The sequence below is a fragment of the Chryseobacterium proteolyticum genome, assembly GCF_046591535.1.
In the GTDB taxonomy this organism is placed as follows: Bacteria; Bacteroidota; Bacteroidia; order Flavobacteriales; family Weeksellaceae; genus Chryseobacterium; species Chryseobacterium proteolyticum.
This window is the reverse complement of the sequence record NZ_JBJLWK010000001.1, coordinates 473,166-485,932: the sequence shown is the minus strand read 5'-3', so window position 1 is coordinate 485,932 and position 12,767 is coordinate 473,166. Positions and strand designations below refer to the sequence as shown.

Annotated in this window: 12 protein-coding genes and 1 pseudogene; 6 read left to right on the top strand and 7 right to left on the bottom strand. The window is 35.3% G+C overall.

What is annotated here, in order from left to right; genetic code table 11:
- The first annotated feature begins 151 nt into the window (after positions 1-151).
- The 6 genes and pseudogenes from ACJ5H0_RS02130 (at position 152) to ACJ5H0_RS02105 (ending at position 5,466) form a co-directional block, all read left to right on the top strand.
- Positions 152-715, top strand: coding sequence for a hypothetical protein (locus ACJ5H0_RS02130; protein ID WP_172282991.1), 564 nt, complete (start codon positions 152-154; stop codon positions 713-715).
- Positions 716-895: 180 nt separating this feature from the next.
- The gene (rpmI, locus tag ACJ5H0_RS02125) at positions 896-1,093 is read left to right on the top strand and encodes a 50S ribosomal protein L35 (RefSeq protein WP_034676300.1); all 198 of its coding nucleotides are present in this window, start codon (positions 896-898) and stop codon (positions 1,091-1,093) included.
- 122 nt (positions 1,094-1,215) lie between these two features.
- Positions 1,216-1,561 (top strand): annotated as a pseudogene (rplT, locus tag ACJ5H0_RS02120) (50S ribosomal protein L20).
- Positions 1,562-1,671: 110 nt separating this feature from the next.
- Complete coding sequence (locus ACJ5H0_RS02115) at positions 1,672-2,847, top strand: M28 family peptidase (protein WP_411246946.1); 1,176 nt, start codon at positions 1,672-1,674, stop codon at positions 2,845-2,847.
- A 127-nt stretch (positions 2,848-2,974) separates the two neighbouring features.
- Positions 2,975-4,159: a M28 family peptidase gene (locus ACJ5H0_RS02110; protein WP_411246945.1), complete on the top strand. Its 1,185-nt coding sequence runs from the start codon at positions 2,975-2,977 to the stop codon at positions 4,157-4,159.
- Between the two features lie 128 nt (positions 4,160-4,287).
- On the top strand, positions 4,288-5,466 hold the full coding sequence (locus tag ACJ5H0_RS02105; RefSeq protein WP_411246944.1) for a M28 family peptidase: 1,179 nt from the start codon (positions 4,288-4,290) through the stop codon (positions 5,464-5,466).
- A gap of 68 nt (positions 5,467-5,534) precedes the next feature.
- Here ACJ5H0_RS02105 and ACJ5H0_RS02100 read toward each other — a convergent pair whose 3' ends face one another.
- The 7 genes from ACJ5H0_RS02100 to hisH all read right to left on the bottom strand — a co-directional run bounded on the left by ACJ5H0_RS02100 (position 5,535) and on the right by hisH (position 12,766).
- Positions 5,535-7,256 carry a glycoside hydrolase family 97 protein gene (locus ACJ5H0_RS02100; RefSeq protein WP_411246943.1) on the bottom strand — a complete coding sequence of 574 codons (1,722 nt, stop codon included), beginning with the start codon at positions 7,254-7,256 and terminating at the stop codon, positions 5,535-5,537.
- Positions 7,257-7,269: 13 nt separating this feature from the next.
- Positions 7,270-7,533 (bottom strand): hypothetical protein, encoded by a 264-nt coding sequence (locus ACJ5H0_RS02095; RefSeq protein ID WP_411246942.1) that lies wholly within the window; start codon positions 7,531-7,533, stop codon positions 7,270-7,272.
- Between the two features lie 246 nt (positions 7,534-7,779).
- Complete coding sequence (locus ACJ5H0_RS02090; protein ID WP_411246941.1) at positions 7,780-9,879, bottom strand: TonB-dependent receptor; 2,100 nt, start codon at positions 9,877-9,879, stop codon at positions 7,780-7,782.
- A 252-nt stretch (positions 9,880-10,131) separates the two neighbouring features.
- A complete protein-coding gene (gene hisIE / locus ACJ5H0_RS02085) occupies positions 10,132-10,719 on the bottom strand; it encodes a bifunctional phosphoribosyl-AMP cyclohydrolase/phosphoribosyl-ATP diphosphatase HisIE (RefSeq protein ID WP_411246940.1) in 588 nt (195 codons plus the stop codon).
- Positions 10,706-11,470, bottom strand: coding sequence for an imidazole glycerol phosphate synthase subunit HisF (hisF, locus tag ACJ5H0_RS02080; protein ID WP_411246939.1), 765 nt, complete (start codon positions 11,468-11,470; stop codon positions 10,706-10,708). The genes hisIE and hisF overlap by 14 nt, the downstream gene beginning before the upstream one ends.
- On the bottom strand, positions 11,463-12,185 hold the full coding sequence (gene hisA, locus ACJ5H0_RS02075; RefSeq protein ID WP_411246938.1) for a 1-(5-phosphoribosyl)-5-[(5-phosphoribosylamino)methylideneamino]imidazole-4-carboxamide isomerase: 723 nt from the start codon (positions 12,183-12,185) through the stop codon (positions 11,463-11,465). Before hisA ends, hisF begins: the two co-directional genes overlap by 8 nt.
- A gap of 2 nt (positions 12,186-12,187) precedes the next feature.
- A complete protein-coding gene (gene hisH, locus ACJ5H0_RS02070; protein ID WP_411246937.1) occupies positions 12,188-12,766 on the bottom strand; it encodes an imidazole glycerol phosphate synthase subunit HisH in 579 nt (192 codons plus the stop codon).
- Position 12,767 lies beyond the last annotated feature (1 nt).

Below are 12,767 nucleotides of genomic sequence, written 5' to 3'. Positions count from 1 at the left end.
AAAGGACTGATTCACCAATCGGTCTTTTTTTTGTTATAAATTTATCTTCCTGAAAATACGATTAGTAAAGAGAAAATTAAAATATATTAAGTCTTATCATTGTGAGTTAATTTAATTTTTTATTATTTTTGCGGCTCAAAAAAAATAATATATGAAGATAAAATTATTGACTTTTGTAAGTCTTTCAATGCTTTTAGCATCTTGTGGTCAGGACGATACTCTTGACAATGTAATTGTAGAAAATGGAAAGGTACAAACAACTGCGAATGCAAATAAATCTATTCCTGGTGGTGGTCTTACCACATTAACATTTATTTCGGAAACAACCAATCATCCTCAGGTATTAAATGCCGGCGAATCAATTAGTTTAGAAAATCAGGGTGTTACTTACCGTCTGGTAATGCAAGGAGATAGTAATCTTGTCCTATATGCTGAAACACCTAGCAGCTACAGAGTACTATGGGCATCTAATACGGTAAGAAGCGGAGGTACCCCAAAACTTATTGCACAAAATGATGGGAATCTTGTTATTTACAATAACGATACTCCTCTTTGGAATTCAGACAGCGCAGTTGCAGGGAACGTTTCCAACCCACATATTAAGCTTCAGCTTTATTCAAGAACCGGATATTTAATCGGTAGTGGTTTTAGAGTTAAAGTTATTCTGGGTGGAAATAATCAGGAAAGAAGAGAAATAACTCATAAGGATATCTAGTGAGTAATTTAATGATTTGTAACCACTTTTTATAGAAGTGGTTTTTTGAAAATACTATAAAATCACAATTTTGAAAATTCGAATTGATATTTTTTGTATCTTTGCACACTATTATTCCTAAGTGTCTTTGGGAAGAAAGTAAATCAGATATTGATAACAAAATAATAAAAAAGCAAGACAATGCCAAAATTAAAAACGAAATCAGGTGCTAAGAAACGTTTTGCTCTTACCGGAACTGGTAAGATCAAAAGAAAAAATGCTTACAAAAGCCACATCTTAACTAAAAAAGAAACTAAGCAGAAGAGAAATCTTACTACTACTTCTTACGTAGCTAAAGTGGATGAGAAAAGCGTTCAACGTCAATTAGCAATTAAGTAGTTTTTATAAATCTATATTCGGTTTATAGGAATTAAAACAATTCAGAATTTTTAACCCTGAAACGGAGCAGATAAGTGTAATGAAAAAGTTTACCGCCCTTTTCAAAAAAAACAATTTAAATTATGCCAAGATCAGTAAATGCAGTAGCTTCAAGAGCTCGCAGAAAAAAAAATCATGAAACAAGCTAAAGGTTTTTTCGGTAGAAGAAAGAACGTTTGGACTGTAGCTAAAAACGCGGTAGAAAAAGCAATGCAATATGCTTACCGTGGAAGAAAAGAGAAAAAGAGAAATTTCAGATCACTTTGGATCACGCGTATCAACGCTGGAACAAGAGAGCACGGAATGTCTTACTCTCAATTTATGGGAGCTCTTAAAAAGAACAACATTGAGCTTAACAGAAAAGTTTTAGCAGATTTAGCAATGAATCACCCTGAAGCTTTCAAAGCAGTTGTAGATCAAGTAAAATAATGTAAAATTTTTTGTTATCAATATTAAATCCTGAGTTTTTTGCTCAGGATTTTTTTATTATATACATTTGTTTCATTAAAAATATAATAATTCTGTAATTCTTTTATCAAGTGAAAAAAATAACTACTCTACTTCTTTTTTCCATTGCTATTTATAGCGCAAAGGCACAAAGCTTTATTCAGGCCTACCAAAGCAGAGCAACTCAGGTTTCACAAACCAATATTACAGCTAATTTACACGAGTTTGAAAACCTGGGTGTAAAAACAACAGGTTCTGTAAATAATACCAATACTTTAAACTGGATCAAAAATAAATATACGTCTTACGGATATAGTGCAAGTCAGATGGTTGAGGATCCTTTTACCTTTGGAAGTACCAGTTCTAAGAATTTAATTATTACCAAAACAGGAACTGTTTATCCTGATACCTATGTAATTATCTGCGGACATTATGATACCATAACCGGTTCCGGAGTTAGCGACAATGGAAGCGGAACGTCTATTATATTGGAAGCTGCAAGAATCTTAAAAGATATTCCAACAGAATATTCTATTAAATTCATTCATTTTTCAGGAGAAGAACAGGGACTGGAAGGAAGCTATCATTATGCAGACAATGTGGTTTTTCAGAATAATATCCGTCAGATGAATATAAGACTGGTATTTAATATAGATCAGGTAGGTGGTAAACTTGGCAATAACAATAATACGATAAAGTGTGAGAAAGGCGTTAACGGAAGCTCTGCCAATAATGCAACTTCAAGTGCGTTTACCCAACAGCTGGCCACTTGTACAAGTCTTTACTCCCCTCTTCAGACTGTAATTACTAACGCATATTCCTCAGACTATATTCCTTTTGAACAAAACGGAGATATCATTACAGGTTTTTATGAGAATATCAAAAGCAATAATGAACATACGGTAAATGATACCTTTGCCAATATAGATCCTGTGTATGTCTACAACGTAGGTATGGCAGCGGTTGGTGCTCTTCAACATTTTGCTGTAGCAACAACTCTGAATTTGGGAACAAGCGAAACAGAAGGACAGAAATCATTAGAATCTGTAAAGATCTATCCTAACCCGGCAAAAGATGTACTGACAATTGATCTGCCAAATACGATTAATGATTTTATTTTCGAATTAACAGATCTGCTGGGCCACACTTTAATTAAACAGAATAACAAGAAAACGATCCAGGTTTCTTCTCTGACAAACGGTGCCTATTTAGCTATAATAAAAACTGCAGATCATACTGCTGTACGGAAAGTAGTAATCAGCAAATAGCTCGCCGCTAAAAAAATAATTTAAAAATGCTTTTATTACACGTTATAAAAGCATTTTTTATTTATACTACAAAATTAATATTCTTTCATTGTGATTTTATTATTACTTTTGCAAAAATCACCAACTAATGAAAAATATAATTACTTTTCTAATTTTTTGCCTGCTAAGTCAGCAACTATCATCTCAAACATTTATTCAGGCCTATCAGAACAGGGCCAATCAGGTTACTCAAACCAATATTACAACGAATTTACAGCAATTTGAAAACCTTGGTGTCAAAACTACAGGTTCTACGAACAATGCGAATACTCTCACGTGGATAAAAAATAAGTACCTCTCTTATGGCTATACAGCCAGTCAAATCGTTGAAGATCCTTTTACATTTGGAAGTACGAGTTCAAAGAATCTGATCATTACGAAAACAGGGACAACATATCCCAATACGTATGTAATTATTTGCGCGCATTATGATACGGTAACGGGACCCGGCGTAAGTGATAACGGAAGCGGAACTTCAATTTTATTAGAGGCCGCAAGAATTTTAAAAGATGTCCCTACCCAGTATTCAATAAAATTCATTCATTTTTCAGGAGAGGAACAGGGACTTTACGGGAGCTACCACTATGCAGACAATGTAGTTTTTCAAAACGGAGTTCGCAAACTTAATATAAGACTGGTCTTCAATATTGATCAGGTGGGAGGTAAATTAGGAAATAACAACAATAAGATAAAATGTGAAAAGGGAGTTAACGGAAGCTCCGCCAATAATGCAACATCGAGCTCTTTCACCCAGCAGTTGGCAACCTGTACAAGTCTGTACTCTCCTCTTCAGACAGTGATGGCTACCGCATATGCTTCAGACTATATTCCTTTTGAAGAAAACGGAGATATTATCACAGGTTTTTATGAGAATATCAGGAGCAATAATGAGCATACGGTAAATGATACCTTTGCCAATATAGATCCTGTATATGTATTCAATGTAGGTAAAGCTGCTGTTGGTGCGCTCCAACATTTTGCCGTTGCATCTACAACCGCAGCAATGGTTCTAAACACAGAAGAAACAAAAGCTCAGGCATCAATAGAATCAGTAAAGATATATCCTAACCCGGCAAAAGATATTATAACTATTGACTTACCTGATACCATTAAAGAATTCAACTTTGAGCTGACAGATCTTTTAGGACATATTCTGATCAAAAAAGAAAATCAAAGAAAAATCGATATTTCCGGTTTGCAGGAAGGAGCTTATCTAGTCATTATAAAAGCCAAAGGTCAGACTACAACAAGAAAAATTGTTATAGAAAAATAAATCATCAAATATCTCTCAATTACAAAAATGCTTTTATTATCAACAATAAGAGCATTTTTTATTTATTACATAATATTTTTATTCTTTCATTGTGATTTTATGATTACTTTTACAAAAATCACCTAACAATGAAAAATATAATTACTCTTCTTTTTTGCGCTTTATTAGGCCAGCAATTACAATCTCAAAGCTTCATTCAAGTTTATCAGGACAGGGCAAACCAGGTTACACAAACCAATATTACAACCAATCTGCAGCAGTTCCAAAATCTTGGTGTAAAAACAACAGGTTCTACCAATAATGCCAATGCGCTTACGTGGATCAAAAACAAATATTTATCGTATGGCTACACAGCAAGCCAGATTGTTGAGGATCCTTTTACCTTTGGAAGCACAAGCTCTAAAAACCTGATCATCACCAAAACAGGAACAGTATATCCTAATAAATATGTTATTATTTGTGGGCACTTTGATAGCATCGTAGGTCCGGGAACCAATGATAACGGTAGTGGTACTTCAATTATACTGGAAGCTGCCAGGATCCTTAGAAATGTTCCGACAGAATATTCTATCAAGTTTATTCATTTTTCCGGAGAAGAACAGGGATTAAGAGGAAGTTCCCATTATGTAAACAATGTAGCTTATCAAAACGGTGTTCGAAAGCTGGATATAAAACTGGTATTCAATCTTGACCAGGTAGGTGGAAAAATGGGGAATGTAAATAACAGAATATACTGTGATGAGGATCAGGGAGGAGTAAGCAGCAATAATGTGGCATCAAGTGCGGTTACACAACAGCTGGTGACCTGTACTACTCTATATTCTCCACTACTTACAGGGATTGATCCGGCAGAAGATACGGACTATATCCCTTTTGAACAGAAAGGAGAAGTAATTACAGGATACTTTGAGTATAAAAGAAGCAGTTATCCGCATACTGTGAATGATACCTTTGCGAATACAGACCCTGTATATATTTTCAATGTAGGAAAAGCAACGGTGGGGGCACTTCAGCATTTTGCAGTAGCATCCACTACGGCATCTTTAGTTTTGAATACCAAAGAAACCGCCGCAGATAAGCTTGAATCCGTTAAAATTTATCCCAATCCGGCAAAAGATATTCTGAGTCTGGAATTACCATCTTCCGTTAGCAACTTCAGTTTTGAAATCACCGATCTGCTAGGTCGGTCTTTACTTAAGCAAGAAAACCAGACAAGAATTAATGTTTCTAATTTGCCAAAAGGGGTTTATTTAGGAAATCTTAAAGCCGATGAGCATACAGTAGTTAGAAAAATTATGATTGAATAATCACTTATACTATATATCTTAATACAAAAGCTTTCTAAAAATAGAAAGCTTTTGGTTTTTATAATTCTTTATTTTTTTGTGATCTTTATTACGTAACCTCCTCCTGACGCCATTGATACGGTCAATTTTCTATTGGCTGGAATGTCAATGACTTCCTTTTTGTAATCTTTAGCAACACGATTCGCGTTGATTCCATCTTTAAATACTTCACCTTTGAAATTGCCTTTTCCTAGGAATGATAAATCTAATTCTACAGTACGTGCATCCCAGTTGGTTAAAGCACCCACATACCAATCATCTCCTTTTTTACGGGCTATTGCTACATATTTTGCGACCTCACCATCTAAAGCTATGGTTTGATCCCAAATGGTAGGAACCTTAGCAATAAATTCTGTACATTCCGTTTCTGCCATATAATTTGACGGGCTATCACAAAGCATATTTAACGGAGACTCAAAGACTATATATTCTGCCAGCTGACGGCATCGTGTTCCCTGGCTCATAGCTTCACTATCAACACTTTTGAAATTATCTTTGGTTGCATTACGCATTGCTCCCTGAGTATAATCCATTGGACCTGCTATCTGTCGGATAAATGGAATGGTTACATCATAGGTCACCTGGTCAAGATGATCTGCCCATTTCATTTGCTCCAATCCGTTTACCCCTTCAAAATTAATAACATTAGGATAGGTTCGTTGTAGCCCTGTAGGTTTATATGTCCCATGATAATCTATCAACAACTTATATTTTGAAGCCATTGCTGCCCCTCGCCGGTGAAAGTCAACAATGATCTGATCATCCCGATCCATAAAGTCTACTTTAAAACCTTTGATTCCCATTTCACTATAATGTTTGCAAACAGCTTCCATATCACGATCAAAAGCATAATACCCTGCCCAAAGAATAAGCCCTACTTTTTTGGAATTTGCATAAGCAATCAATTCCGGCAGATTGATTTCAGGGACTACCTGAAAGAGGTCTGCTTTCTTATTCACTGCCCAGCCTTCATCAAGAATCACATATTCTATTCCATATTGAGCAGCAAAATCGATATAATATTGGTAGGTTTCATTATTAACCCCGGTCTTAAAATTTACATTGTACAAATTCCAATCATTCCACCAATCCCAGGCTACTTTTCCTGGTTTCACCCATGAATAATCTCCCTGAGAAGGAGTTGCCAATTTATAGACGATATCACTATCTGTCAAATCTGAGTCTTTCTCGGAAATAATAATGATTCGCCAAGGAAAGTCTGTCCCTTTATCGAATTGGGCAACAAAGTTTTCACGAGATTTTATAAGCATCTGCAAATTATTATGTCCCCCTTGCTGAACTTCTTTCGGGTAAGGTGCAAATACGCCTTTTAAACTATTGGATTTATCTCCCGGATATAAGAACATTCCCGGGTAATTGATCAGGTCAGATTCGGCAATACAAAGCTTTTTACCCTTTACCCCTTCTACAAGTAAAGGATTGATAGCGAGTCTTTTCTTATTCCATCCGGATAAAGGATAATGAAAATAAGGTTGTTCAAACGAGTTGAAAAATTGTTTTTCCAAAGGAGCTGTTTCCGGTTTATTGGTATAGTTGATAAAAGCTTTTTGATCTGCAGGGAAATTAAATTCAGCTTGTTCGGCCATTATTTTAAATGGCTTTTTAGCTAAAGACACAAATCTGTAAGCAATCCCTTCATCATAAGCTCTAAAAATAATATGATAATCTTTAAACTCTATTATCAATTCATTATAATAGTCTTTAATTTGCTGGCGTTTATATATCCGCACATTGAAAGCCTGATTAACTTTTTTTTTCCGACGATCTTAAAAGTTTTCCATTTTTCCCATAGAAAGATCCATCATCAAGTGTCATGGAGATAGCAGATTTGTCGAGCATTACATCTCCATTGTGTAATACGGAATACTCTACTGTTTTACCTATGTTGATGAAGGTTTTCAGTTTATTATTAGGAGAAGTGAGTATTAATTGTTTTTGAGCTGAAACCCCTGTAGGCAAAAGTATCAGACAGAATAAGATGAAAATAATAAAATCATTTTTTTTCATAAATATTACTGGGTATTTGTACAAATTCTGTTTATGACATACTCTTTAAGGTTGTTTTGAAAATAAAATGTAAATTATGAAAAATGTTTTGAAAATATCATCTGCTTTTTAAGTTTTTTTATGCCTAATACTGCTATGGCGCTCAGAATGCAAAAGATTACATAGGACAAAGAGGATTATTCTTTAAAACACAAAACCCTATCTAAAAGCAGATAGGATTTCATTATTCATATAGCTAAAATTAGTCTAGTAATTAAAATTCAGAGACAAGGTATAATACCTTCCGTTTCCTCTTACATACTCTGCATCTCGTGCAGTGTACATTGAAGTTGGAGTATAGTAGGTTTTATTCAAGACATTTTCTACTCCTAATCCTACCGTAATTACATTATTAAATTGGTAACTCCCTTGAAAATTAAAAAGGTTAAATTCCTTTACAGGACCTTCTCCTTCCTGATATTTTCCGGATACCGGTTCAAATTGTTCTCTTTTAAAGGAGTACATATGATAAACTCCCAATTGAAGCTTCTGGGATTTATTATTCCATTTGATATAAGAATTAAGTCTGGCTGGAGCGATCCTCAATCCGCTCAAATATTTATCATAGCTATTATCATTTTTCACGTCTACTTTTCCTTCCTGGTAAGTATAATTAGCTCCTATACTTAATCCTCTGGTCGGATATACGTTCATTGCCAGCTCTACTCCACTAATGTATTGTGGCGCCCTCAAAGGAGTCCAAAATCCGTTTACAGAGACCAAGTCTGCCCCCAATTTTGAATAATTATAAAAATAACTCGCTGAGAAATCAACAGCCCGGCCAATTTTACTGTTAAATCCAATCTCGTAATTATCAATAACAACAGGATCCGTATTGATTTCATTTAAAACATTAGTTTTAGCATCTCTCAGCACTCGTCCTAAATCATAAATATTAAATCCTCTTGAGTAAGAGGTAAAAGGCTGGAAAAAGTCAATTGCAACATAACTTACTCCTACATTATATGATATATTGGAATAATTTAACCGGCCTCCCTGCACATTAAATTCAGAGGCATTTCCAGAAGGCAATGTAGTATAATCCGGAACTTTTACAGACATCTTATCCCATCGCAATCCAGCTTTAACAGTTAAGTCTTTGGTGATAAACAATTTACCTTGTACAAAAGGAGCAGCCGCCAGCATATTCATTTCAGGAACCCATATTCGTCCATCTACCAAAGGCTGGCTTGTTTTCTCATTGAGTAAATCAAGACCATAGGTTAAAGAACCCATCAGCTCATTTCCTTTTTTAAATTCAGTATTAAAATCTACTCTGAATCCATATTTCTTTTCCAAAATAGCCGATTGTCCCCCTGTTTTCCATCTTGGTGGGTTACGATAATCATAGATTGTATAAAAGTCCTGAAAATAAATCGTTGTATTGAGGGAAGTCTGATGGAAAATATTTTTATTGATATATTTTAAATATCCGTTATGATTATATCTTGTTCCCTCTTTCACCCCTTCTCTGTTTCCTAATTTTCCTGTAGAAGGTCTTTCTCCATACTTTCCGATATCAAGAATATATTTAGAATCCTGTAAACTGGAATAATAATTATACATTAACTCCACTCTATTATCATCATCTATATTATATCCTGCTTTTCCGAATATGTTTCCTACACTGGTTTCTCCTAATCCATATCTTGGATTTTGAACCAAATCATCACCGTCTATTTTCACTCCATTCTGAGTAATTGTACCATTAATCAGGTAATCCCACTTTCCTAAGTTTCCAAAAAAACTCTGGGAAACCCTGTAGCCAGCGCCACCGTCCGATTTGAACATATTACTATTGAATAAATCATGACTGGTAAAGCCCAAAACTGTTTTTCCTGAAAATGGTTTGCTCTTAGTATTTTTCTGAGTGATATAATTGATGATACCGCCCTCTGCACCATTTCCATAAATGGATGTTGCTCCTTTAACAACTTCAATACGTTCAAGTACTGACGGATCAATACTTCTGATTTCCCTGTCATTATTTCGTAACGGACTTGATTGAGGAATACCATCGATCATGATCAGTACATTTCTACCCCTTAGGGTTTGACCTCTATTTCCTACGAGATTATTACCAAAAGCAAGTCCCGGAACTTTATATGCTAATATATTACTGAGATCTGGAGATATCAGAGACTGCTCTTCAATTTCTTTTTTATGGATAATATGTACTGTAGAAGCCGTCTTTTTTACAATTTCGGGGGACCTTGATGCTGTGATAATAACTTCTTCAAGTCTCCTTTGATCAAGTGAATCTTTTTTTTGTGCATGTATTAAGGAAGCTGCGATTATGCTTCCCAAACAAAAAATATTTTTTTTCATCTACGTGTTCTTATTTAGAATAATTAAAAGGCAAAAGTAATGCTTTTAATATTTTACTAAATTAGACAGATTCAACCCAGTCAGATAAAATGAAAAACGATTGACCTATAAAAACTTATTTTAATGTAAAAAATCCAAAAATTCAATTAAGTAATTTTATTTTTTACACATTAAAAGATAAATGTCATGTTTACTAGCTAACACAGATCTAATATAATGTGCCAAATGTTTTCATTTTCCATTCCTTTCCAACAAAACGCGTTCAATGTCTTTCAGGGAAAAGTTTTTGGCTTTCAACAGAATTAAAAAGTGATACATCAGGTCCGCAGCTTCATCCTTAAACAATTTTTCATTATCGTCCTTTGCTTCGATTACCAGCTCTATGGCCTCCTCACCTACTTTCTGGGCAATCTTGTTGATACCTCTCTGATATAGTGAGTAGGTATAAGATCCCTCTGTTTTATCATCAATTCTTTGTCCTATTTTTTCCTCCAGCTCATATAAAAATCCCTTGGAATCTTTTTCACCAAAACAGCTAAAGCTTCCGGTATGACAAACCACATTTTTAGGAGTAGCTTTTATCAAAACAGTATCCTGATCGCAATCAATATCGATACTTTTTACCATTAAAAAATTCCCTGACTCCTCTCCTTTTGTCCATAATCTGTTTTTTGACCGGCTGAAAAAGGTAACAATTCCTTCCGCCCTGGTTTTGTTCCATGCTTCTTCATTCATATAGCCGAGCATTAAAACCTGTAAAGTCCGTGCATCTTGTATAATAACCGGAACCAGCCCGTTTGTTTTATTAAAGTTGATCATTTCTTACCTGTATTTTTTTATATAATAATTCTTTTTTTACATCCTGAATATGAATTTCTCCAAAATGGAAAATGCTCGCAGCCAAACCACCGGTAGCTTTCGTTTCCTGAAATACTTCTGTAAAATCTCCTATTGTTCCTGCCCCTCCTGAAGCAATTACGGGGATATTGACAATTTCAGACACCGCTTTGGTTATCCTGATATCAAATCCCCTTTTAGTTCCGTCACCATCCATTGATGTCAGAAGAATTTCACCGGCACCTAAAACTTCAGCTTTTTTAGCCCAATCCAGAGTTTTCAGCTCTGTTGCTTCTCTTCCTCCTTTAATGTGTACCCAATCTTCATTATTCACCAATTTTGTGTCAATGGCAACCACAATACACTGACTTCCGAATTCATTGGCTAGATCTGTGATAAGCTGTGGTTTCTTGACAGCAGAAGAATTGATACTGATCTTATCTGCTCCCGCTTCAAGAAGTTTTCTTACATCTTCAATAGAATTGATTCCTCCGCCAACTGTAAAAGGAATGCTTAATTCTTTTGCGATATCCCGGACAAGTTCTACAAAGGTTTTTCTTTCTTCAATAGTAGCTGTGATATCGAGAAAGACCAGTTCGTCCGCACCGTCAATTTCATATTTTTTAGCCAGGCTGATTGGATCTCCTGCATTTCGGAGTCCTTCAAAATTAATTCCTTTCACGGTTGTCCCATCTTTAATATCAAGACATGGAATAATTCTTTTTTTAAGCATTTTCAATAAAGTTCTGAAGTTCTTTTAATTCAATTTTCCCCTCGTAAATAGCTTTTCCGATGATCGTTCCGGAACAGCCTATTTCTTTCATCCTATATACATCCTCGATACCTGAAATTCCTCCACTGGCAATCAGATTAACAGGAACATTCCCTAAAATATCCTGATACAGATCGATTGACGGTCCCTCCAGCATTCCGTCTTTAGAAATATCCGTGCAGATTACCTGCCTAATTCCTTTTTCTTTATATTGAAGGATAAAAGAGAGTACATCAATTTGACTTTCTTCAAGCCATCCAGAAGTTTTTATTTTTCTGTTTTCACAATCAGCTCCAAGAATAATTTTTCCAGGACCGTATTTGCTGACCAAAGCGTAACAGAGTTTCGGATCCTGAACTGCAATGCTCCCGATAGTCACCTGACTTGCACCAGCATTAAGAGCCATCTCAATATCTTCCGGTGTTTTTAATCCTCCTCCAAAATCAATTTGCAAGGAAGTCTCGCGAGCAATTGATTCCAATATTTTCTGATTTACAATATGCCTGGATTTAGCTCCGTCCAGATCTACCAGGTGGAGATACTGAATACCGGAATCTTCAAACTCTTTTGCCACCTCAAGGGGGCTTTCGTTATATATTTTCTTTGTGTTGTAATCTCCTTTAGAAAGACGTACACATTTTCCGTCAATAATATCAATAGCAGGAATGATCTTCATAATTACAGATTTAAAAAGTTTTGAAGTAATCTTGCCCCCACTTTCCCGGACTTTTCAGGGTGAAACTGGGTAGCAAAGAAATTGTCTTTTTGTAATGACGCACTGAATGGAAGTATATAATCACAAACAGAAGTCGTATACTCAGAAAGCTCACAATAGTAGCTGTGCACGAAGTACAGGTCATTTGTTTTTTCAATACCTGAAAAAAGAGGACTCTCCAAATCGTTTACCGTATTCCATCCCATGTGAGGAACGATATCATTCGCCGGAAATTTTTTGACATTGATATCAAAAATTCCCATTCCTGTAGTATTTCCTTCTTCATTATCCTTACACATCAGCTGCATTCCCAAACATATTCCCAATACCGGCTGTTTTAACCCGGGGATGAACGTATCAAGTCCTTTTTCCTTTAAAAGTTCCATTGTTGAAGATGCTTCTCCTACGCCAGGGAAAATCACTTTATCAGCCTGTTGAATAATAGTAAAATCATCACTGACCACTGATTCCACGTTTAACCTACCCAAGGCATTCTGAACTGATTGTACATTTCCGCCATTATATTTAATAATTGCAATCATC

Excerpts from the sequence above, each read along its gene's own strand:
- hisIE (WP_411246940.1), bottom strand. The coding sequence starts at position 10,719 with ATGATCAACTTTAATAAAACAAACGGGCTGGTTCCGGTTATTATACAA.
- hisA (WP_411246938.1), bottom strand. The coding sequence starts at position 12,185 with ATGAAGATCATTCCTGCTATTGATATTATTGACGGAAAATGTGTACGT.
- ACJ5H0_RS02095 (WP_411246942.1), bottom strand. The coding sequence starts at position 7,533 with ATGAAAAAAAATGATTTTATTATTTTCATCTTATTCTGTCTGATACTT.
- rpmI (WP_034676300.1), top strand. The coding sequence starts at position 896 with ATGCCAAAATTAAAAACGAAATCAGGTGCTAAGAAACGTTTTGCTCTT.
- hisH (WP_411246937.1), bottom strand. The coding sequence starts at position 12,766 with ATGATTGCAATTATTAAATATAATGGCGGAAATGTACAATCAGTTCAG.
- ACJ5H0_RS02105 (WP_411246944.1), top strand. The coding sequence starts at position 4,288 with ATGAAAAATATAATTACTCTTCTTTTTTGCGCTTTATTAGGCCAGCAA.
- hisF (WP_411246939.1), bottom strand. The coding sequence starts at position 11,470 with ATGCTTAAAAAAAGAATTATTCCATGTCTTGATATTAAAGATGGGACA.
- ACJ5H0_RS02110 (WP_411246945.1), top strand. The coding sequence starts at position 2,975 with ATGAAAAATATAATTACTTTTCTAATTTTTTGCCTGCTAAGTCAGCAA.
- ACJ5H0_RS02130 (WP_172282991.1), top strand. The coding sequence starts at position 152 with ATGAAGATAAAATTATTGACTTTTGTAAGTCTTTCAATGCTTTTAGCA.